This is a genomic window from Hydrogenophaga laconesensis (assembly GCF_031457235.1).
In the GTDB taxonomy this organism is placed as follows: Bacteria; Pseudomonadota; Gammaproteobacteria; order Burkholderiales; family Burkholderiaceae_C; genus Hydrogenophaga; species Hydrogenophaga laconesensis.
Map to the genome: position 1 here is coordinate 190,543 of NZ_JAVDWE010000004.1, position 19,383 is coordinate 209,925.

21 protein-coding genes are annotated in these 19,383 nt (G+C 65.9%); 12 read left to right on the forward strand and 9 right to left on the reverse strand.

The window, feature by feature from the left end; translation table 11 throughout:
• The first annotated feature begins 77 nt into the window (after window positions 1-77).
• From J2X09_RS09540 to J2X09_RS09555, 4 genes are read left to right on the forward strand one after another with little or no spacing between them, the layout of a single operon-like run.
• Window positions 78-1,241, forward strand: coding sequence for an MlaE family ABC transporter permease (locus tag J2X09_RS09540; protein ID WP_310308089.1), 1,164 nt, complete (start codon window positions 78-80; stop codon window positions 1,239-1,241).
• A gap of 4 nt (window positions 1,242-1,245) precedes the next feature.
• Window positions 1,246-2,070, forward strand: a complete 825-nt coding sequence (locus tag J2X09_RS09545; RefSeq protein WP_204733122.1) for an ABC transporter ATP-binding protein — start codon at window positions 1,246-1,248, stop codon at window positions 2,068-2,070.
• Complete coding sequence (locus J2X09_RS09550; protein ID WP_204733121.1) at window positions 2,067-3,104, forward strand: MlaD family protein; 1,038 nt, start codon at window positions 2,067-2,069, stop codon at window positions 3,102-3,104. The genes J2X09_RS09545 and J2X09_RS09550 overlap by 4 nt, the downstream gene beginning before the upstream one ends.
• Window positions 3,101-3,724: a PqiC family protein gene (locus J2X09_RS09555; protein WP_204733120.1), complete on the forward strand. Its 624-nt coding sequence runs from the start codon at window positions 3,101-3,103 to the stop codon at window positions 3,722-3,724. The genes J2X09_RS09550 and J2X09_RS09555 overlap by 4 nt, the downstream gene beginning before the upstream one ends.
• On the opposite strand, the gene J2X09_RS09560 is transcribed toward J2X09_RS09555, so the two are convergent.
• Both J2X09_RS09560 and J2X09_RS09565 read right to left on the reverse strand, forming a co-directional pair.
• Window positions 3,690-6,254 carry an autotransporter family protein gene (locus J2X09_RS09560; protein WP_204733119.1) on the reverse strand — a complete coding sequence of 855 codons (2,565 nt, stop codon included), beginning with the start codon at window positions 6,252-6,254 and terminating at the stop codon, window positions 3,690-3,692. The genes J2X09_RS09555 and J2X09_RS09560 overlap by 35 nt on opposite strands.
• A gap of 195 nt (window positions 6,255-6,449) precedes the next feature.
• Window positions 6,450-7,436 carry an NADPH:quinone oxidoreductase family protein gene (locus J2X09_RS09565; protein WP_204733118.1) on the reverse strand — a complete coding sequence of 329 codons (987 nt, stop codon included), beginning with the start codon at window positions 7,434-7,436 and terminating at the stop codon, window positions 6,450-6,452.
• A gap of 123 nt (window positions 7,437-7,559) precedes the next feature.
• On the opposite strand from J2X09_RS09565, the gene surE reads away from it, so the two are divergent.
• The 5 genes from surE (at window position 7,560) to rlmD (ending at window position 12,551) form a co-directional block, all read left to right on the forward strand.
• Window positions 7,560-8,363, forward strand: a complete 804-nt coding sequence (surE, locus tag J2X09_RS09570) for a 5'/3'-nucleotidase SurE (RefSeq protein WP_204733117.1) — start codon at window positions 7,560-7,562, stop codon at window positions 8,361-8,363.
• 221 nt (window positions 8,364-8,584) lie between these two features.
• A complete protein-coding gene (locus J2X09_RS09575) occupies window positions 8,585-9,226 on the forward strand; it encodes a protein-L-isoaspartate(D-aspartate) O-methyltransferase (protein WP_204733116.1) in 642 nt (213 codons plus the stop codon).
• 169 nt (window positions 9,227-9,395) lie between these two features.
• Window positions 9,396-10,226 carry a peptidoglycan DD-metalloendopeptidase family protein gene (locus tag J2X09_RS09580; protein ID WP_204733301.1) on the forward strand — a complete coding sequence of 277 codons (831 nt, stop codon included), beginning with the start codon at window positions 9,396-9,398 and terminating at the stop codon, window positions 10,224-10,226.
• Between the two features lie 13 nt (window positions 10,227-10,239).
• Window positions 10,240-11,025 (forward strand): 3'-5' exonuclease, encoded by a 786-nt coding sequence (locus J2X09_RS09585; protein WP_204733115.1) that lies wholly within the window; start codon window positions 10,240-10,242, stop codon window positions 11,023-11,025.
• A 35-nt stretch (window positions 11,026-11,060) separates the two neighbouring features.
• On the forward strand, window positions 11,061-12,551 hold the full coding sequence (rlmD, locus tag J2X09_RS09590; RefSeq protein ID WP_204733114.1) for a 23S rRNA (uracil(1939)-C(5))-methyltransferase RlmD: 1,491 nt from the start codon (window positions 11,061-11,063) through the stop codon (window positions 12,549-12,551).
• Here the strand turns inward: rlmD and J2X09_RS09595 are convergent, their stop codons facing one another.
• Together J2X09_RS09595 and J2X09_RS09600 are read right to left on the reverse strand one after the other, a co-directional pair.
• Complete coding sequence (locus J2X09_RS09595) at window positions 12,552-12,890, reverse strand: hypothetical protein (protein ID WP_204733113.1); 339 nt, start codon at window positions 12,888-12,890, stop codon at window positions 12,552-12,554.
• A 137-nt stretch (window positions 12,891-13,027) separates the two neighbouring features.
• Entirely contained in the window at window positions 13,028-13,723 is a 696-nt protein-coding gene (locus J2X09_RS09600) for a Bax inhibitor-1/YccA family protein (protein WP_204733112.1), read from the reverse strand.
• 248 nt (window positions 13,724-13,971) lie between these two features.
• On the opposite strand from J2X09_RS09600, the gene J2X09_RS09605 reads away from it, so the two are divergent.
• A complete protein-coding gene (locus tag J2X09_RS09605; RefSeq protein ID WP_204733111.1) occupies window positions 13,972-14,379 on the forward strand; it encodes a GlcG/HbpS family heme-binding protein in 408 nt (135 codons plus the stop codon).
• 305 nt (window positions 14,380-14,684) lie between these two features.
• Here the strand turns inward: J2X09_RS09605 and hemP are convergent, their stop codons facing one another.
• From hemP to J2X09_RS09630, 5 genes are all read right to left on the reverse strand, one after another.
• Window positions 14,685-14,885 carry a hemin uptake protein HemP gene (hemP, locus tag J2X09_RS09610; RefSeq protein ID WP_204733110.1) on the reverse strand — a complete coding sequence of 67 codons (201 nt, stop codon included), beginning with the start codon at window positions 14,883-14,885 and terminating at the stop codon, window positions 14,685-14,687.
• On the reverse strand, window positions 14,882-15,295 hold the full coding sequence (locus tag J2X09_RS09615) for an ExbD/TolR family protein (protein ID WP_204733109.1): 414 nt from the start codon (window positions 15,293-15,295) through the stop codon (window positions 14,882-14,884). Before J2X09_RS09615 ends, hemP begins: the two co-directional genes overlap by 4 nt.
• 9 nt (window positions 15,296-15,304) lie before the next feature.
• Window positions 15,305-16,057, reverse strand: coding sequence for a MotA/TolQ/ExbB proton channel family protein (locus tag J2X09_RS09620; RefSeq protein WP_204733108.1), 753 nt, complete (start codon window positions 16,055-16,057; stop codon window positions 15,305-15,307).
• A 32-nt stretch (window positions 16,058-16,089) separates the two neighbouring features.
• Entirely contained in the window at window positions 16,090-16,794 is a 705-nt protein-coding gene (locus tag J2X09_RS09625; RefSeq protein ID WP_310308098.1) for an energy transducer TonB, read from the reverse strand.
• Window positions 16,795-17,080: 286 nt separating this feature from the next.
• Entirely contained in the window at window positions 17,081-18,214 is a 1,134-nt protein-coding gene (locus J2X09_RS09630; RefSeq protein ID WP_204733106.1) for an alpha-hydroxy acid oxidase, read from the reverse strand.
• 163 nt (window positions 18,215-18,377) lie between these two features.
• Between J2X09_RS09630 and J2X09_RS09635 the strand changes: the two genes are divergently transcribed.
• Window positions 18,378-18,710: a hypothetical protein gene (locus tag J2X09_RS09635; RefSeq protein WP_204733105.1), complete on the forward strand. Its 333-nt coding sequence runs from the start codon at window positions 18,378-18,380 to the stop codon at window positions 18,708-18,710.
• A complete protein-coding gene (locus tag J2X09_RS09640) occupies window positions 18,707-19,351 on the forward strand; it encodes a DUF6162 family protein (protein WP_204733104.1) in 645 nt (214 codons plus the stop codon). Before J2X09_RS09635 ends, J2X09_RS09640 begins: the two co-directional genes overlap by 4 nt.
• The last annotated feature ends 32 nt before the right edge of the window (window positions 19,352-19,383 follow it).

The window sequence follows — 19,383 nt, forward strand, 5'->3', positions numbered from 1 at the left end:
TTGTCCTACAGGTGAGCGAAGGGCAACAGACGGCACGGTCGATAGAATCCAGATTCCGAAGATGAATGGGTTCTTCCATGCGCGATGCCCCGAGCGGATATGCCTTGTCGGACACGATGGAGGTGCATGACAAGACACAGGCCCCGGATGCACGCTGGCTCCAGGACGGTGACGACTGGGTTCTTGAACTCAGCGGGGATTGGCGTGGTCATCGTGCCGCCTTGCCCGACCGGCCCTCTAATGACGAACCCCGTAACGTGCGCGTGAATGCCGCAGGTCTGGCATCGTGGGACGCTGCCCTGGTCTCGTCGCTGTGGCACCAGCTTGAGCCGCTTCAGCGCCGCGATGCCAGCGTGGTGTTGCAGGAGCTGCCCGATGGTCTGCAACAGATCCTGGCGCTCGCACTCGAATCTCCACCGCCAGGCTCCACTGCGCCCGCGCCGCAGTCGACCCGTGTTGCCCGTGTCGGTGCGCGCGTCACGGCGTGGTGGGCCTTGCGTCGCAAGACGCTGACGTTCTTCGGCGAGGTGTTGCTATCGCTGGGGCGCTGGCTGCGTGGCCGCAGCGACATGCGCCTGTCCGACCTGGCGTGGCAGATCGAGCAGACCGGGCCGCGCAGCCTGCCCATCGTGGCGCTGGTGTGCTTTCTGGTGGGGCTGATCGTGGCCTACATGGGAGCGGCGCAGTTGCAGCGCTTCGGTGCGCAGAACTACATTGCCGACCTGGTGACCGTGGGTGTGGTGCGCGAAGTGGCGGCCTTGCTCGTGGGCATCGTGCTCGCAGGTCGGGTGGGTGCCGCCTTCGCCGCGCAGATCGGCAGCATGCGTGCCAACGAAGAGGTTGATGCGCTGGCCACCATGGGTGTGAACCCGATCGACTTCCTCGTGTTGCCCCGCGTGCTGGCCTTGCTCATCATCGGCCCCTTGCTCACCGCGTTCGGCGCAGCCGTGGGCATGGCAGTGGGCTGGCTGGTGGCGGTCGGTATCTACGGCGTCACGCCGCTGGAGTACGTGTATGCCAGCATGCAGGCGTTGACGCTTCCGCATGTGGTGGTGGGCCTGATCAAGGGAACGACCTACTCGGTGCTGGTGGCGCTCGCCGGTTGCCTGCAGGGCATGTCGGCCGGGCGCAGCGCCCAGGCCGTCGGTGATGCCACCACGGCCTCGGTGGTGCAGGCCATTGTGTGGATCGTCGTGGTTGCGTCCGCACTCACCGTGGTGTTTCAACGTCTGAATTACTAGATCGATGCAAGAACCCGGAACCCCAGCCGTCGCAACGGCCCATGCGCGTGACACGCCATCCCGCGATGCGCTGGTGCGCGTGGAGGACCTGACCATGGCCTTTGGCAGCAAGGTCATCCAGCGCGATCTCGATTTCGAGATCCTGCCCGGCGAAGTGCTTGCGCTGGCCGGCGGCAGTGGCTGTGGCAAGAGCACGCTGCTGCGTCATCTCATTGGCCTGCAGGAGCCGGCGAAGGGCCGGGTGCTGTACGGCGGCCAGGACCTCTACACGGTCGACGAAGAGGCAAGGACCGCGCTGCTGCAGTCTTTCGGCGTGATGTTCCAGGCCGGTGCACTGTGGAGCAGCATGACTGTGGGTGAGAACGTGATGTTGCCGATGCAGGTGCTCGGCGGCATGGATGCGGAGCGCCGTGAGCAGGAGGCGCGCTTCAAGCTCGCGCTCGTGGGGCTGGCGGGCAGCTTCGACGCCGAGCCTGCCACGCTCAGTGGCGGCATGCGCAAGCGGGCGGCGATCGCGCGGGCGCTCGCGCTCGACCCACCGCTGCTGTTCCTGGACGAACCCTCGGCAGGCCTCGACCCGTTGACCTCGGCACACCTGGACGAACTCATCCTGCACCTGCGCGACGACCTGGGCACCACCGTGGTGATGGTCAGCCACGAGCTGGAGAGCATCTTCGCGCTGGCCGACAGGCTGTTGTTTCTCGATGCGCAGACCAAGACCATGACGGCGCTGGGACCGCCCAAAGAACTGAGGCGCAACGGTCCCGAGGAAGTGCAACGCTTCCTGCGCCGTGGTGCCACCCCTGTTGGAAAGGAGGACCCCGCATGAGGCGCAAGGCCAACCCCACACTGATCGGCACCTTCGTGGTGGCCGGCATCGCACTCATCGCTGTGGCCATCATCACGCTGGCCGGCTCCAACTACTTCACCCGCAAGGAACGCACGGTGATGTACTTCAGTGGCTCCGTGTACGGTCTGCAGGTGGGCGCTCCGGTCGTGTTCCGTGGCGTGCGCGTGGGCAGCGTCGAATCCATCGAGGTGTCCTACGACGCCGGTACCGACACCTTCTCCATTCCCGTGGTGGCATCGCTCGACAGCGACGCTTTGCGGGGGCTCGACGGCAAGCGGGCCGAGGGGGAAGCCCCGCCGGAACTGGCCTTGCCGGCACTGGTGGAGCGGGGCATGAGTGCGCAGCTCTCCATGCAGAGCCTGCTGACCGGCCTGCTGTATGTCGACCTGGATCTGCGTCCACAACGCACGGCGCACGCGCGAGGCACGCAGCGTGGCTTCACCGAGATACCGACGATACCCACCGCCATCCAGAACCTGCGTGACCAGCTCGAAGGCATTGACCTGCGCAAGATCACCGACGACCTGGCCGCCATCGCGGCCTCGGCGCGTGCGGTGATTTCCGGGCCTCAGCTCAACCAGGCCTTGCGCGATCTCGCCGAGATCACGGCCAGCTTCAAGCGCGTGTCCGATCGGCTGGACAAACGCCTGGACCCGATGACAGAGGAATTGCAACGCTCCATGGCCGCCACACGCCGCGCCATGGACGACATGAGCAAGGCGGCCAGATCGGTCGACAACACCGCCGTGGGCTTTGGCCGCACCTCCGAACGCGTGGGCGAATTGCTGGCGCCCGATGCGCCGCTGGTGACCAACCTCCAGCGCGCGGCGGACGAGGTGGCGCGCAGCGCTGCCGCCCTGCGCGAGGCGACATCAAGCGACTCGAATCTCGCGGTCAACGCGGACCGCGCACTGACCGATCTCTCGCGCGCGGCGCGCGCCCTGCGCGACCTGGCCGAAACGCTGGAACAACAACCCGATTCGCTCCTGCGGGGCAGAAAGGTCTCGGAATGAAACGCCGCGCCACCCTGGCTGGTTTGTGCCTGGCACCCTGGGTGCTGGCCGGCTGCGCCAGCAGCAACAACGAGCCCACACGATGGTACGAACTGCGCGCCGATCCGCCTGGACCTGAAGTCCCACTGCAGCCGGGCGACGGCAGCATCTGGGAGCTGGTGGGCACGGTGAGATTGCCGGGCGCACTGGACCGGGACACGCTGGTGGTGGCCAGCGGTGCGGCCACGCTGTTGCCGCTGGCGGGTCACCGCTGGGCGGAGCCCCTGCGCGACAGCATCCCGAGGTTGCTCGCGGCGGATCTGGCGCGGCTTCGCGGCGCGGGTCGGGTATGGCGTTCGCCGGTGCCCACAGGTGTGGCTGTGCAGCGCCGCCTCCGCGTGGAGATCGATACCCTGGTGGCCGATGCCGGGCGCCGTTCCCTGCATCTCAAGGCGCGCTGGTGGTTGAGCGATGAACGCACAAGCGCGGCGGCTGCGCCCGAGACCCGGATGGCCGACGTGCAGGTGGCGCTCCCGGACAGCTCTGTCGACACCCTGGCTGCTGCGCACCGCCAGGCGATCTGGCAGCTCGCTCAGAGCATCGTGGTCACCAGCGCCAGCGCAGGCCGACCGAGCCGTTGAGGCCGCCCGAGGTGCGGCTGTCGCCGCCCGATGCCCAGAGCTTGCCCACTTCGGCATACACGCTGGCGCGCGGGGCGATGTCCAGCACGGCACCGATCGACGCTTCGGTGCTGGTGCCGCCCATGCGCGTGATGAAGCTGGTCGAGCCGCCCGCTGCGCCGAAACTCGCCACGTCCGATCCGCCACCCGTGTGGTAGACGTTGAAGCGGCCGTAGGGCTGCAGCGTGCCTGCGCTGGTGGGCATGGACGTCTTCACGCGCACGCCGACCCGCGCAAGCCAGCCGGGCCGCGTGTCCAGCTGCGCGGTGGCATTGGTGACCTGTGCATGGCTGACTTCAAGGCGCTGGTACACGATTTGCGCCTGCGGCTCCACCTGCCAGCGCGAGCCGACATGGAACGGTTTTCCCACTTCCAGCGACGCGAGCCAGCTGTCCGCATCGGCGCTGGCGGCGGCACCAGTGGCTGGCCGCAGTGTGTAGTCGTGCGTGCCCAGTTGCAGCACCGCGTCGGCATAGAGATCCGATGCGTGGCGGTACGTCGTGTAGGCCCCCAGGTAGCGGCTGCGCAGGCGGTTGCCGCCCACGGCCTGGTTCTCGACGCCGCTGGCAAAACCGCGGACGCTCGACCGGCCTTCGAGCTGACCCAGGTAGAAACCAGCGCGCCACGCGGTGTCGCTCGAGAGGTCGACCCCGACCTGAACGCCGTTGAACCGCGTGTGGCTCACCGGTGCGGAAGCACCGCCCTGGGCAACGTCGCGCTCCGTGCTGATGATGCGGGCCCACGATTCGGGTTGACCGCTTGCCCCCTGTCGCTCAGAGCCCATGCGCTGGTGCATGTTGCCCACCATGACCAGGCCCGACTGGCGCAACTCCTCGGGCAGGGCGGTGAACAACGGCACTTCGGAGCGGTAGGCGACTGTGCCCGGCGTCACACCGGCGGAGCGCAGGTACCAGTTCTCGCCGTTGCCGGCGGCATCGGCCGCGAACAGGCGGTATTCGTAGGCACCCGCGACCACCTGACCGCTCTGAAGCACGAAGGCATCGCGCGTGGTCTGTGCGGTGGTTACCGCCCCGCCTTGCGCGGTGATCACTTCGATGCCATCACCCACCGTCTGCGCACCGAGGCCCCCGATGTTGACGATCTGCAGCGTCGTCGTGCCCGTGGCCGAGGCCCCGACACCGTTGAGCACCAGGCGATCGGACACGCTGGCGTCCGCGTCCAGCCGCGTTCCGAGGCGCAGCGTGCCACCCGATCCCTGCCACACACCATTGACGGTGAGCACCGTGCCCGGTACCGAACCCACGGTGGACACCGTGCCCGCGATGTCCATGGCCGCCAGGCTGTGGCTGAAGCCGTTCAGATCCAGTGTGCCGCCTGCGCCCACCGTGTAGGCCGATGCCGAACTCAGGGTGGACGCTCCCCCTGCCCGCAGGGTACCGGAGGTGACACGCGTTGCGCCGGTGTAGGTGTTGAGGCCCGACAGCACCGTGGTGCCTGGCCCCGTTTGTTGCACGGTGCCGTTGCCGGCCATCGGCGTGGCGAAGCTGTAGCTGGCATCGGTGTGGTTGAAGTTGACAGCGTTGTTGCTGCCCGCACCGAACTGCACCAGGCCTGCCTGCAGGCTGCCCGCCCCGGTGGCCGCCGAGCCCACCGCTGCGCCAATGTTGAGTGTGCCGGAGCCCGCTGCGTTCGTGCCGATGTTCAGCGTGCCAGCGCCCCCATTGACCACGGCCTGACCACCATTCGCCAGGGTGAGCGATGCGCTGCCGTCACGGCCCACGGTCATGGTCCCGCCGGACGTGAGGGCGGAACCGGGCCCCGTCACGGTGACGGTTGCGCGACTCCCTGGGTCCATGGCGAAGAACGCCGCGCTCGTGGTCCGGAGTTGACCCCCCGCAGCCACGGTGAGGCTGCTGCCTGCCGAGGATCCCACGCTCACGATGCCGTCACGTGCGTCCATGAACGACCCAACGCCCGTCACGGTCACGTGCGTGTCGTCGCCATTCACGTAGAGGCCACCGTCAACCCCGTTGCCGAACGTGATCTGGCCACCGCTCTCGATGCGCAGTTCGCCTTCCGTGACGTTGATGCTGTTGACGAAATTGCTGCCGGTGCCCGTGAGCACCACCGTGCCCACGCCCGCCTTGTACTGGCGGTCAGGCCCGTCCACGGTGCCGTCGAAGCTGAGCGTGACGCCGGGGCCGGCATAGTAGATGCTGACGCCGGATGCAGACAGGGTGAACCCGTTCTGCAGGAAGGCGATGGGCTTGGTGGCAACCGGCATCGCGAAGGGGTTCACGACCGTGATGTTCGCCGTGAGGGCGATGGTGGCGCTGGGGTCGCCGTCGGCGCTGGCTGCGGTGATCGCGGCTGCCAGCCCGGCTTCATCGCTGGCGACGTAGTGGCCCGCCCTTGCAGGCTGCGCCAGTGCCAGCAGGGTGCAGGCGGCCGCGACAGCTGTGAGGCGACCGCGTGCCGAGTGCGAAGGAATGCGGGAGTGTGAGCGTGCGGCGCGTGTGGGGTGTTTCATGGGTCTCGCCGATAAATGTCGCGACGAAACCTGTCTGCCAAGGGTTTTCGCCGCTGGAGAAGCGGATGCCCATGGCATCCGCGTGCCTGGGCGGATGATACGGTTACGTGTGTAACCTTATGTGTTCCTGGCGGACGTTCTTCCGTCAGGAACGGTACTTTTTGGCAGGAACGACCGGGAAGAGTGAGGCTGCGTTCAGTTCACCATCACCAGTTTGCCCTTGACCGAGCGAGATCCCATGATGGCGTAGGCCTTGTGCAGCTCGCTCATGGGGAGCGTCTGGTCGATCACAGGCTTTACCTGACCCTTGGCATACATGGTGGCGAGCGCCTGCATCATCTCGGCGTTGGCCTTGGGTTCGCGCCGCGCGAAGTCACCCCAGAACACGCCCACCAGGCTCGCCCCCTTGAGCAGGGTGAGGTTCAATGGCAGAGCGGGAATCGGACCACTCGCAAAACCCACCACCAGATAGCGGCCACGCCACGCAATCGATCGGAACGCAGGCTCGGCGAAGTCACCACCCACCGGGTCGTAGATCACATCCGGGCCCTTGCCATCGGTGAGTTGCTTGATGGCATCGCGCAGCCCTTCCTTGGGCGTGTGCACGCTGTAGTTGATGGTGGCGTCGGCGCCCAGCTGCTTGCACAGCTCGCATTTCTCATCGCTGGAGGAGGCTGCGATCACCCGGGCGCCCGCTGCCTTGGCGATCTGGATCGCCGCCGTGCCCACGCCGCCGGCCGCCCCGAGCACCAGCACGGTCTCTCCGGCCTTGAGGGCGCCGCGGTCCATGAGCGCGTGCCACGATGTGGCGTAGATCATGATGAAGGCGGCGGCGTCCACGGCCGGGAAGCCGGGTGGCAATGGCATGCACAGGGCCGCGGGCGCGATCGTGTGGGTGCCGAAGCCCCCCGTGCCGCTCAGGCAGGCCACGCTCTGACCGATCTGCAGATGCTTCACGCCGTCACCCACCGCTCGCACCACGCCCGCGTACTCCGACCCCGGCACAAAGGGCAGGGGCGGCTTCATCTGGTACTTGTTCTGCACGATCAGCAGGTCGGGAAAGTTCAGGCTCGCCGCCTGGATCTCGATCAGCACCTCGCCGGCCTTGGGCGCCGGTGTGGGCAGTTCCTTCCAGGTCAGGGCGTCGACGCCGACAGGGTTTTCGCAGAGCCAGGCATGCATGGTGTGTCCTCGTTCAAATGATCATGAAGCCGTTCCATGATAGGCAGCGGCAGGCATCCTCCGCAGCGGGAAAGCCCGCTGTGTGTCCCGGGCGTGACCTCTGATCGCCCTAAAATCGCGGCAATGAAAATCCTCATCTCCAATGACGACGGGTACCAGGCGCCGGGCATCGTGGCGCTGTACGAGGCCCTCAAGGGGCTGGCCGAGGTGGAGGTGGTGGCTCCCGAGCACAACAACAGCGCCAAGTCCAACGCGCTCTCGCTGCATTCACCGCTGTATGTGCACACGGCCCACAACGGCTTCCGCTATGTGAACGGCACGCCTGCCGACTGCGTGCACATCGCGCTGACCGGGCTGCTGGGCTACCGGCCCGACCTGGTGGTCTCGGGCATCAACAACGGCGCCAACATGGGTGACGACACCATCTATTCGGGTACGGTGGGAGCCGCCATGGAGGGCTATCTGTTCGGTGTGCCCGCCATCGCTTTTTCCCAGACAGAAAAGGGTTGGGCCCACCTCGAGGATGCGGGACAGATGGCAGCGCGGCTGGTGTCGCAGTTGCTGCCATCCCTGGAAAATGGACCCCCTGCCGACCCCTGGTTGCTCAACGTGAACATTCCGAATCGTCCGCTGGCCGAGTTGCGCGGGTTCAAGGTCGCACGCCTGGGGCGCCGCCACGTCGCCGAGCAGGTGATTTCCCAGACCAACCCGCGGGGCGACACCATGTACTGGATCGGCAGCGCGGGAAAGGCCAAGGACGACGCGGAAGGCACGGACTTCCATGCCTCGCTGCAGGGCTACGCCACGATCACGCCGCTGCAGGTGGATCTGACCGACCACGATCGACTGGCTTACTGGGCGCCCATGGCCGCCAGCCTGTCAGGCTCCGCCACCGAACCTGCTGCCACTGGCGGAACCTCCTCGTGAAACGCGGCCATCCTACCTCCGGGCCTTCCTCCTCCATCGCGCCGGTTGCCTCGAAGCCCCGGCCCGGTTTCCCGGCGCGGCTTCCCGTGGCCGCGCCCGCGCCCGTGCCACGGAACCAGCTGCAGCCTCGCTCGGCCCCGCGCCCCGCAGCCGCCCCAGCGCCTTCGCCCAAGGCGGTGCCGCGGGTGCCGGCACCGCCTGTCATACCGTCCGGCGTGGGCATGGAATCGCAGGCCGTGCGGGCTGCGATGGTGCGCAAGATCCAGGGGCAGGGCATCACGCACCCAGGCGTGCTCGCTGCCTTGCAGAGCGTGGAACGCCACCGTTTCGTGGACTCCGCGCTGGTCAACCAGGCCTATGAGGACACCAGCCTGCCGATCGGACTCGGGCAGACCATCTCCAAGCCGGGCGTGGTGGCGCGCATGCTGGAACTGCTGTGCCAGGGACGTTCCGACAAGCTCGGCCGCGTGCTCGAGATCGGCACCGGATGCGGCTACCAGGCGGCCTTGCTCAGCCATCTCGCCCGCGAGGTCTACAGCATCGAGCGCCTCAAGGGACTGCATGAGAAATCTCGCGAGAACCTTCGCTGGTTCCGCCTCTCCAACCTGCACCTGTTGTTCGGCGACGGCATGCTGGGGTACCCGAAGGGGGCGCCGTATGCCGCCATCATCGCGGCGGCGGGAGGCAATGACATCCCGGCGGCCTGGATCGACCAGCTGGCCGTTGGTGGCCGGCTGGTGGCGCCAGCGGTCACGGCGGCGGGCCGGCAGAACCTGGTGGTGGTGGACAAAACCCCGACCGGGATCGTGCGCACCGAACTCGAGGCCGTCCTCTTTGTGCCTCTAAAATCGGGTGTTGCATGATGTTGCCTGCCTCCCATGGGGCCAGCAACATGTCCTTTTTCCGGATGTTCTGGCGTATTTGTAGCCAGAAAGTCCTGCCATCGTGGGAGTTTTCATGAACAAGCGTGTTTTCCATTGCTCGGGTGATCCCCAGGAATCGGGGCGGCCTGCATGGCGAGGCGTCTCGGTCATGTCTGCCCTGGCGGGCTTGATGGTGGTCGCCGGTTGTTCCACGACCCGTCTGGACCGCCCGGCGCCTGTGGAGGACCGCGGCGCATCGACCAACCGCCCGGTCGAGGTGGCGCCGATGCCGGGCGCAGAGAACGCCGGAAAACCCGGCTTCTACACGGTCAAGGCGGGTGACACCTTGTTCCGCATCGCGCTGGACAGCGGGCAGAACTGGCGCGATATCCAGGCCTGGAACAACCTGACCAATCCCAATGCGCTGGAAGTGGGCCAGGTGTTGCGCGTGCAGCCGCCTGGCGCCGGTACCGCCACAGCGCCCGCCGTTCCCTCCGGGCCCACCACCAGTCCTGTGGCCAGCTCCGGCGTCGCTTCCCGCCCGTTGACGGAAACCGCGCCGCCGCCCGCGGCCACGCCTGCACCGGCACCCGCTCCTGCACCGGCGCCCGCACCAGCAGCCAGCGGCGGCGATGAGATCACTTTCATCTGGCCGGCCCAGGGCACGGTCATCACGCCGTTCGACGAGGCCAACAACAAGGGGGTGTCGATCGCGGGCAAGGTGGGTGACCCCGTGGTCGCCGCCGCAGATGGCCGCGTGGTGTATGCCGGTGCAGGCCTTCGTGGCTACGGCAACCTGATCATCCTCAAGCACAACAACACCTACCTCACCGCTTACGCACACAACCAGGCGCTGCTGGTGCGTGAAGACCAGACTGTGCGCCAGGGCCAGAAGATCGCCGAGATGGGCAGCAGCGACACCGACCGCGTGAAGCTGCATTTCGAAGTCCGTCGCCTGGGCAAACCGGTCGACCCCATGGGCCACCTGCCCAGGCGCTAAGGCCCGGCTCGGCATGGCCTGGCCGGTTCTCGTCTTCGACATCGAGTCCATTCCCGACGTCGACGGCCTGCGCGCCCTGCGTGGAGCACCCGTAGAGCTCACCGACGCGCAGGTCCACGCGGCCTGGCTGGCCGAGCGCCAGGAACGCGGCCAGAGCGACTTCATGCCGCTGCATCTGCAGCGCGTGCTGGTCATCAGTTGCGTTTTCCGCAACGCCGAAGGGCTGCGCATCCACTCCTTCGTGGACCGGGACGGGCAGAGCGAAGGCAAGGTGGTGCAGGCCTTCTTCCATGCCATCGAGAAGCACACGCCGCAGCTGGTGAGCTGGAACGGCGGCGGTTTCGATCTGCCGGTGCTGCACTACCGCGGCCTGTGTCATGGTGTCGAAGCCGGCAAATATTGGGACCTGGGCGAAGACGACCGCGAGTTCAAGTGGAACAACTACATCAGCCGGTACCACCTGCGGCATCTGGATCTGATGGACCTGCTGGCGATGTATTCCCCCAAGAACAATGCGCCCCTGGACGCCATGGCGAAGCTCTGTGGCTTCCCGGGCAAGCTCGGCATGGATGGGTCGCAGGTCTACGCGCAGTACCTGGCCGGGCAGACCGACGATATCCGCCGCTACTGCGAAACCGATGTGATGAACACTTACCTGGTGTATTGCCGCTTCCAGAAAATGCGCGGGGGTTTCACCGAAGCCGAATACGCTCAGGAAATCGCCCTGGTGAAAGACACGCTCGGCGGGTTGGCGCCCGAAGAACCCCACTGGGACGAATACCTCAAGGCTTGGGGTTAGGAGGGCGGTGGACGCTCTCCTGAGACAATCGGGGGATGACAGTGTCCGCTCTCCACGAAAACAGCCTTCTCACCACCGCCTGCAACGAGGCGGTTTCCCAGACGCCGAGCCCTTCCCTGCCTGAGGGCTGGCTGGAGATCGAATCCCTTGACATCGACGCTCAGGGCATTGCCCGCCGACCCGACGGCAAGGTGGTCTTCATCGAGGGCGCCTTGCCTTTCGAGCAGGTTAGCGTCAGTGTTCATCGCAAGAAGAACAACTGGGAGGCCGGCACCGTCACGGCGGTGCACCGCGAATCCTCACAGCGCGTCCGGCCCGGTTGCCCGCATTTCGGTCTTCACGCAGGAGCCTGCGGCGGCTGCAAGATGCAGCATCTGCACGAAGCGGCGCAGGTGGCCGTCAAGCAGCGCGTGCTGGAAGACAACCTCTGGCACCTGGGAAAGGTGAAGCCCGAAACCCTGCTGCGGCCCATCGAAGGGCCGGCCTGGGGCTACCGCCACCGAGCGCGCCTTTCGGTGCGCCACGTGCACAAGAAGGGCGAGGTGCTGATCGGCTTCCACGAGCGCAAGAGCCGCTATGTGGCGGACATGCAGGTCTGCCCGGTGTTGCCACCGCACGTGAGTGGCATGCTCATGCCATTGCGCGAGCTCATCTTCGGCATGGACGCACGGGACACTTGTCCGCAGATCGAACTGGCCAGCGGGGACGATGTGACTGCGCTCGTGTTGCGCCATCTCGAACCTTTGAGCGATGGCGATCTGGCGCGCTTGCGCGCCTTTGGCGCGAAGCACGGTGTTCAGTGGTGGCTGCAGGCCAAGGGGCCCGACACGGTCCGCCTGCTCGATGAGGGGGGCGAGATGCTGTCGTATTCCCTGCCGGAGTTTGGCATCACCATGCCTTTCAAGCCCACGGATTTCACCCAGGTCAACCCCTATATCAACCGCGTGCTGGTGGTGCGCGCTTTGCGCCTGCTCGACGCCCGGGCGGATGAGCGAGTCATCGACTGGTTCTGTGGCCTGGGCAATTTCACCCTGCCGATCGCCACAACGGCCGGAGAGGTGCTGGGCATCGAAGGCAGCGACACCCTGGTGGCGCGTTCGCACGAGAACCTGGCCAGAAACCAGGCGGGCCGCGAGCGCGCATTGGCGCCGACCACCTTCGCGGCGCGCAACCTGTTCGAGATGACGCCCGAACAACTGGTCGCCGACGGAGTCGCGCAGAAATGGTTGGTGGACCCGCCACGCGAGGGGGCATTCGCGTTGGCCAAGGCCATTGCCGACCTGCACCAGAATCCCGCGTTGCGCAACGGCTGGAGGCCACCGCAGCGCATCGTCTATGTCAGCTGCAACCCCGCCACGCTGGCGCGCGACGCGGGGCTTCTCGTGCATCAGGCGGGATACCGCTGCGTGGCGGCTGGGGTGGTCAACATGTTCTCCCACACAGCGCACGTGGAGAGCATGGCGGTGTTCGAGCTGGACCCGTCGCGGGTGCCAGGTGCTGACACCGCACCGGCCGAGCCGGGCTGATCAGGACTTCTGCGCTTCGCTGCCCGGCTTGTTGGCGTTCGCAGGCGTTGCCGATGCGTCGGATCCCGGTTCGCTGGGCATGCCAACGACCGAGTTTTCGCGCATGTACTGGTCCATCTCGCGCCAGCCGGCAAACACGGCCGCCTTGCCCGCGCGCGGGTAGGCGCTGAAACAGCTCTCGATGCTGCGCACCGCATGCCGGCAGGCGCTGCCGATGGCTTTGCCTTCGGCTTCCTTTTTGGCCGCAATCTGTGTCGCGGTTTCGATGCCCAGTGCTTCGCACCCGGTCAGCAGGCTGACGGAGGCCAGGAGGCAGAGGATAAGGGCGGTCTGTCGCATGATGTGGGGTTCGTTGAGCCTTGTTTCGGCGTTTGCCGACCGAACTTGACGCCCGATATGCCAAAAATTCACGCGTGATGGCGCGGACCCACAAAGAAAAAGGACCCGGAGGTCCTTTTTCTGGAAGCGCCATGAGCTCAGTCGCGATCACCACCGAACATGCCCAGGAGCATCAACAGGCTCTGGAAGATGTTGAACAGGCTGAGGTACAGGCCCAGGGTGGCGGTGATGTAGTTGGTTTCACCACCGTCCACAATGCGCTTGAGGTCGTACAGCAGGTACAGGCTGAACACGACGATGGCCAGGGTCGCGATCACGGCCATGCCTGCCGGGCTGCCCACGAACACGTTGATGATCGCGCCGATCATGATGGCCAGCGCACCCACGAACAGCCATTTGCCCATCCCCGACAGATCGCGTTTGATCACGCTCGAGAGGTTGGCCATGATGAAGAACACGCCAGCGGTGCCACCGAACGCGGTCATGATCAGGCTGGAGCCATTGGAGAAGCCAAGCACTGCAGCCAGGAGGCGGGAGAGCATCAGGCCCATGAAGAAAGTGAAGGCCAGCAGCACCGGCACGCCGGCTGCGGAGTTCTTGGTCTTCTCGATGGCGAACATGAAGGCAAATGCGCCACCCAGAAAGACGATCAGGCCCATGCCACCCGTGAGCGCGGCGGTGATACCTGTCTGCACACCGATCCAGGCACCCAGCACAGTGGGCAGCATGGACAGCGCCAGCAGCCAGTAGGTGTTGCGCATCACTTTGTTGCGCAGTGCATCGGAGGAAACGGCGGTGCCGAAGCGGCCGCTGGTCTGTACGTGGTCGGTCATGGTGGTGATCTCCTTCATCATCTGACGCCTGTGGCCGGTCGCTGCGCGTCGGAATGACGCGCAACCGGCGAAATTGCATTGTAGGTGGCGGTGGCGCCAAAGAAACGGCCTGCGGCCCAGCATGCATTTGGTAAGGTCACTTGTGACCTGGGGTGTGCCAATACACGCGTTATGGTTCGCATGCCGTGCCAGGGCGTTAAGCTCCTGCTCTGCAATTCTTCTCTGATCCCCCAATTAGGACCAAGTTCATGAAAAACAAGGCAGTTCTCGAAATCGCCGACGTCAAACTCATCGCGGCTGCCGCCGAAGCCGAGGCCGTCAAGAACAACTGGGCCGTGACCATCGCCATCGTGGACGATGGCGGGCATATGCTCTGGCTGCAGCGGCTGGACGGCGCCCCGCCCATTTCATCGCACATTGCCCCGGCCAAGGCGCACACGGCTGCACTGGGCCGTCGTGAAAGCAAGATCTATGAGGACGTGATCAACCAGGGGCGCGTCTCGTTCCTGAGCGCGCCCGCCATCTCGGGCATGCTCGAAGGCGGTGTGCCGATCATGAAAGACGGTCAGTGCCTGGGTGCTGTGGGCGTGAGTGGGGTGAAGTCGACCGAAGATGCGCAGATCGCGCGCGCGGGCATTGCTGCCATCGGCCTCTGATGACCATCCCCCGTTTTGCCCGGCGCGGGGCGGGGGTATCGATGATCTGTTACGATCCGTATCGCGTTTGAAAAAAGCGCCTGGCTAACGAGGTCAAACCTCCTGGCTGGCCAAAAACGACTCGGGGAAGGTGATCCCCGGTCGCCCCACGATACATAAGTGATTCGACCTGCCGCTGTGGCGGGCCAAAAAATGCCTGGCTAATGGGGTGAAACACCCGTTGGCTGGCCAAAAACGACGCGCGGGGAACGTGATTCCCCGGGTCGCCCCACGATTTCCTGAAACAAGTAAGAGACGGGTTCCGCCTATTTGGTGAGGATCAGTTTGCCCTGCCGCGTGGTCTGCAGGCGGTACAGCGATCCGTTGTGGTCGATGGCGACGGCCCTCTGGCCACGGAGAAGTTCGGCGCTGGGCAGCACAGCAATGCACTGATCATCGTGCGCCGGCGATCCTTCCGGCGCGGGCACGTGGTTGGGCGCAGGGGAGGTGTTCGGTGTCGGGTTCATGGTGTGGCGGGCTCGGTGATGAAGCCGATCTTGCGAACGCCGCTGCGCTGTGCGGCGGCCATGGCCTGTGCCACGCGCTCATACCTCACCGCCTTGTCGCCACGGATATGCAGCTCGGGCTGGGGTTCCTGGGCGGCAGCTGCTGCCAGGCGGTTGGCGAAATCGGCATCGTCCACACGCTGGTCGTTCCAGAAGTAGGCGCCGTCCGCGTCCACCGACAGGCGGATGTTCTCCGGCTTGTCCAGCACTTTTTCCATGCTGGCCTGAGGCAGCTCGATGTTGACCGCGTGCTTGATGACTGGCACCGTGATGATGAAGATGATCAGCAACACGAGCATGACGTCGATGAACGGGATCATGTTGATCTCGCTCATCATCTCGTCGTTGTCCGATTGGGTTCCGATGGCCATGGCGTGTCCTTATGAGGCCTTCTTCATCGGCAGCACCTTGCCGTCGGTGGAGCTGGCGCTCACGCGGGCGCCGGTGACGAAGTAGGCGTGCAGGTCGTGTGCAAAGCGGTTGAGCTGGTGGCTGATGCCCTTGTTGCCGCGCACCAGGGCGTTGAAGCCCAGCACGGCGGGAATGGCGACCAGCAGGCCGAGCGCGGTCATGATCAGCGCCTCACCGATCGGGCCGGCCACGCGGTCGATGCTGACCTGGCCGGCAGCGCCGATGCTCAACAGGGCGTGGTAGATACCCCAGACAGTGCCGAACAGGCCAACGAAAGGTGCGGTGGAAGCCACGGAGGCGAGCACCGAAAGGCCGCTCTGGGCGCGTGCGGTGTGGTCGTCCACGCTCTTGCGCAGCGAACGCTCCACCCAGTCGCTCACGTCCAGGCTGTCGTGCAGCTGGCGCTGGGGTGGTGCACCGTTGTGGGCGTCCTTGTGCAGGATGTGCCGGGTGGCTTCGCGGCCTTCGAGGGCCACGGCGCGGAAGGGGTTGCCTTCGGCCGGGCCGAGCTTGTCGAGGCCTTCGGCGAAGTCGGCGCTGTGCCAGAAGCCTTCGACGCCTTTGGCCTGGGCGCGCTGTGCGCGCTGGTCCAGTGCCTTCCAGAGAATGATGACCCAGGTGGTCAGGGACATCACCAGCAGCACGATGGCCACTGAGCGGGTGACCCAGTCACCTTGCGTCCAGACGTGGGCGAGGCCTGTTGATGCGAATTGCGGATTCATGTTTCTCTGACTCCTGGGGAAATGACGAAGATTTATTCCAAAACGAAATTGATCGGGATGTCGAACCACATGGATTCGGGCACCCCGTTGCGTTTGCCTGGCACATAGCGCCAGCGCTGCACGGTTTGCAGGGCGGTCTGGTCGAGGCGCTCGTAGCCACTGGAGCGCTTGATCTCGGCGCGGCTGGCCGTGCCATTGGTCTCGATGTAGACGCGCAGCAGCACCCGGCCTTGTTCGCCCATGCGCTTGGACAGCGCGGGGTAGGGCGGGCGCGGATTGTTCAGGTAGTCGGCGCTGCTCGACGGCAGCTCAACGCGCGGCGGAGCGGGGGGGGCCGGGGGCGCCGGTGGGGCGGGCGGTGCGGGTTCGGCGGCAACGGCGGCGGGGGGGGCGGGCTCGGGCGGAGCCACCACCGGAGCAACAGGAGAGGGTTCCTGCTGCAGCACCGGCTGTGGCGTCGGCTCGGGGCGCGCCACCGGCTTCGGTTTGGGTTGGGGTTTGGGTGCCACCACCGGAGCGGGTGGAGGCGGTTCAGGAACCACCTGCGGTTGTGCAGGCTCGATGATCTCGGCCAGCACCTGAACGGGGATGACCATTTCCACCGCGCGCCGCAGCAGGCCGCTCTGCAGCGCCCAGACGGCCAGCAGATGAAAACCCACCACCGCGCCGACCACAAGAATGCGGCGGTTCAGGCGGCGTGGTTCGGCGCCTGGCATGGGGGACAGGGAGGACGCCATGCTGGCGCTTGCGGTAGGCATGAGATAAGGACGAAGTGCAGAAGGCGCGGCAGAACGGAAGCGTGGGGCCGTGGAGCAGGCCTTGTTATGAACTATCTGTGTCGAAAAATCCACCACACGGCGATCAGCATGAGCATGAGACTGGCGCCAAGGACGGTGAGACCGGTGGTCATGGAAATCCTTTCGCGTGGTTGCGCTGATGCAGCGTGAGACCGGAAGCTGCTGGTCATTCTAAACGAGAATGTTTCGCATTCTCAGGAATTCTCCAAAAAAATCGCAGCACTGGTCAGCGCGGTGACTGCGTCAGCGTTGCCGGGGCTTCCGCCAGGGTGCGGCAGCCGGTGAGTGCCATGGCGATTTCCAGCTCGTCGCGCAGGAGCCTGAGGACGTGGGCCACACCCGTGGCGCCAGCGTTCGCGAGGCCATGCAGCACCGGCCGCCCGATCAGCACCGCGCTGGCACCGAGGCCGATCGCCTTCAGCACGTCCGTGCCCCGGCGGATGCCGCCATCCACCAGCAACGGCACGTCGCCTTGCACGGCGTCGGCAATGCAAGGCAAGGCTTTTGCGGTGGTGACGGCGGTGTCCAGGGTGCGTCCGCCGTGGTTGGACACGATCAGGCCCGACGCACCGCTGGCGATGGCTTGCCGCGCATCGTCGGGGTGTAGCACGCCTTTGAGCAGGATGGGCAGGCGTGTGATGGAACGCAGCCAGGCCACGTCTTCCCAGCCCGGGGCGTGGGTGAGCAAGTCGTCGAAAAGTGCGCTCTGCCCAGGGTGCAGTGCACGCACGGGTGGTGGGCGCATGCCGACAAGGTTGACGGCGCTCACATGAGCAGGAAGCCGGAAGCCGGCACGGCGCTCGGCATCGCGGGCGCCCTGCACGGGGGCGTCGACCGTGAGCACGAGCGCTTCGAAGCCTGCGCTTTCGGCGCGTTGCACCAGCTCCCGGGTGAAGTCGCGGTCGGGTTGCAGATACAGCTGGAACCACAGGGGCCCGCGGCCCGGCTCGGGGAGGAAGGTGGTGGCGATCTGCTCCAGCGGCATGGAGGCCTGCGTGCTGAACACCATGCCCGCGCCCAATGCTGCTGCCGCAAGCGCGGTGGCCTGTTCGCCATGAGGGTGGGCCAAGCGCTGGTAGGCCATGGGGGCGACGAGGAGGGGATGCGCCCACGTGCGGCCCAGCAGATCGACGCGCGTATGGCCGCCCGCCATGGGCCTGAGCACGCGGGGCAGCAGTTCCAGTGATTGCCAGGCTTCTGCGTTGCGCGCCAGCGTGAGCTCGTCGGCGGCTGCGCCACAGAGGTAGGCCCACGTGGGGGCGTCCAGCACGCCGCGCGCGTGGTGCTCGTGATCGGCAAGGGTGGCGACGCCTTCTGGCAGAGAGGTATGGACCTGCGTTGGGCTGGAATGGGGTGTCATGGGGTCGGACGATGGGCGTTGTCGTGGGGCGGCGCTTGAAAAGTGCAGGGGATGGCGAGTTTCGGGAGAATTGTTTTCTATAATGCTAACAATTCTCATTCATGTTTATCGTCATGATCCACCCGATGGCGGCGCCGAGGGTGGAGTCAACGCATTCTGGTCTATGCCCATCCTTTTTCACCGCGCCCTGATTGTGTCTACCGTGTTCATGGGGGCAGCGGCGCTGCCGGGACTCTCTTCGGCCCACAGCCTGCTGCTGACCTGCAAGCCCGCCACTGACAACATGGTGCGTTGTGTGGGTGAGTTCTCCGACGGGAGCGATGCCGTGGGCATGGCGGTGCTGGTGAAGGGCTACGACGAGCGGGTGCTGTTCAAGGGCACACTGGGCGGCGATTCGTCGTTGCAATTCAAGCGACCCGCGGGCGAGTTCTTCGTTCGCATCGAGGATGGCGGCGAGCACTCGGCGGAAGTCGATCACACCGACGTGAAACCATGAGCGCGGCGTCGGACCGTGCCGGGGCAGGCGCGCTCGTCCAGGTGGTGCGGCCCGCTGGTGCAGGCCATGAGACGCTGTGGGTTCTGCTGGCAGCCGGGTGCGTGCTGCTGGTGGCGGCGATCCTGATCGGCGTGCGTTCTCAGCCCCAAGAGGCGGCAGCGCTGTCGTCCCATCAGATCGATGCCCGCACCCAGCTCAACGCCGCCGAGCAGGGCGTGCATGCGGATCTGTTGGTGGCTGCGGAGGAAATCGCCGCGATAGCGGATACCGACAAGGCCATGCCACGTATCGAGCAGTTGCGAGAGATGGACCTGCCGCCTTTCGCTTCTGGCATGGGCGCGGCCGCACGGGGGGCGCACGAGTGGCGCACCGTGGCCCAGGGTCATGCGGTGGCATATGTTGGCCGCAGTTCGGTTGCCGATGTGGCGGCCTCGTTCCTGCTCCGGTTGCCGGTTCCCAGGGAGAAAGGGGCGTCTCCCGGAGGCCATGCACACGACGACCAGCCCGAGGTGTGGGTGCACCGCGAAAGCCTTCAGGCGTGGCCCGACCAGCTCGATACCCCCTCGCTGATGCGCCAGGGCTGGCGCGAGGTGGTGGTGCGCTATGACGCCGGCGTGACACGCAAGGACGCGGCGCGCTGAGCGCCGGTCTCACGTTTCTGTTTTCTTCTTTC

Excerpts from the sequence above, each read along its gene's own strand:
- rlmD (WP_204733114.1), top strand. The coding sequence starts at position 11,061 with ATGACAGTGTCCGCTCTCCACGAAAACAGCCTTCTCACCACCGCCTGC.
- J2X09_RS09595 (WP_204733113.1), bottom strand. The coding sequence starts at position 12,890 with ATGCGACAGACCGCCCTTATCCTCTGCCTCCTGGCCTCCGTCAGCCTG.
- J2X09_RS09600 (WP_204733112.1), bottom strand. The coding sequence starts at position 13,723 with ATGACCGACCACGTACAGACCAGCGGCCGCTTCGGCACCGCCGTTTCC.
- J2X09_RS09540 (WP_310308089.1), top strand. The coding sequence starts at position 78 with ATGCGCGATGCCCCGAGCGGATATGCCTTGTCGGACACGATGGAGGTG.
- surE (WP_204733117.1), top strand. The coding sequence starts at position 7,560 with ATGAAAATCCTCATCTCCAATGACGACGGGTACCAGGCGCCGGGCATC.
- J2X09_RS09550 (WP_204733121.1), top strand. The coding sequence starts at position 2,067 with ATGAGGCGCAAGGCCAACCCCACACTGATCGGCACCTTCGTGGTGGCC.
- J2X09_RS09605 (WP_204733111.1), top strand. The coding sequence starts at position 13,972 with ATGAAAAACAAGGCAGTTCTCGAAATCGCCGACGTCAAACTCATCGCG.
- J2X09_RS09640 (WP_204733104.1), top strand. The coding sequence starts at position 18,707 with ATGAGCGCGGCGTCGGACCGTGCCGGGGCAGGCGCGCTCGTCCAGGTG.
- J2X09_RS09615 (WP_204733109.1), bottom strand. The coding sequence starts at position 15,295 with ATGGCCATCGGAACCCAATCGGACAACGACGAGATGATGAGCGAGATC.
- J2X09_RS09630 (WP_204733106.1), bottom strand. The coding sequence starts at position 18,214 with ATGACACCCCATTCCAGCCCAACGCAGGTCCATACCTCTCTGCCAGAA.
- J2X09_RS09580 (WP_204733301.1), top strand. The coding sequence starts at position 9,396 with ATGTCTGCCCTGGCGGGCTTGATGGTGGTCGCCGGTTGTTCCACGACC.
- J2X09_RS09560 (WP_204733119.1), bottom strand. The coding sequence starts at position 6,254 with ATGAAACACCCCACACGCGCCGCACGCTCACACTCCCGCATTCCTTCG.
- J2X09_RS09555 (WP_204733120.1), top strand. The coding sequence starts at position 3,101 with ATGAAACGCCGCGCCACCCTGGCTGGTTTGTGCCTGGCACCCTGGGTG.
- J2X09_RS09565 (WP_204733118.1), bottom strand. The coding sequence starts at position 7,436 with ATGCATGCCTGGCTCTGCGAAAACCCTGTCGGCGTCGACGCCCTGACC.
- hemP (WP_204733110.1), bottom strand. The coding sequence starts at position 14,885 with ATGAACCCGACACCGAACACCTCCCCTGCGCCCAACCACGTGCCCGCG.
- J2X09_RS09585 (WP_204733115.1), top strand. The coding sequence starts at position 10,240 with ATGGCCTGGCCGGTTCTCGTCTTCGACATCGAGTCCATTCCCGACGTC.
- J2X09_RS09620 (WP_204733108.1), bottom strand. The coding sequence starts at position 16,057 with ATGAATCCGCAATTCGCATCAACAGGCCTCGCCCACGTCTGGACGCAA.
- J2X09_RS09635 (WP_204733105.1), top strand. The coding sequence starts at position 18,378 with ATGCCCATCCTTTTTCACCGCGCCCTGATTGTGTCTACCGTGTTCATG.
- J2X09_RS09545 (WP_204733122.1), top strand. The coding sequence starts at position 1,246 with ATGCAAGAACCCGGAACCCCAGCCGTCGCAACGGCCCATGCGCGTGAC.
- J2X09_RS09575 (WP_204733116.1), top strand. The coding sequence starts at position 8,585 with ATGGAATCGCAGGCCGTGCGGGCTGCGATGGTGCGCAAGATCCAGGGG.
- J2X09_RS09625 (WP_310308098.1), bottom strand. The coding sequence starts at position 16,794 with ATGGCGTCCTCCCTGTCCCCCATGCCAGGCGCCGAACCACGCCGCCTG.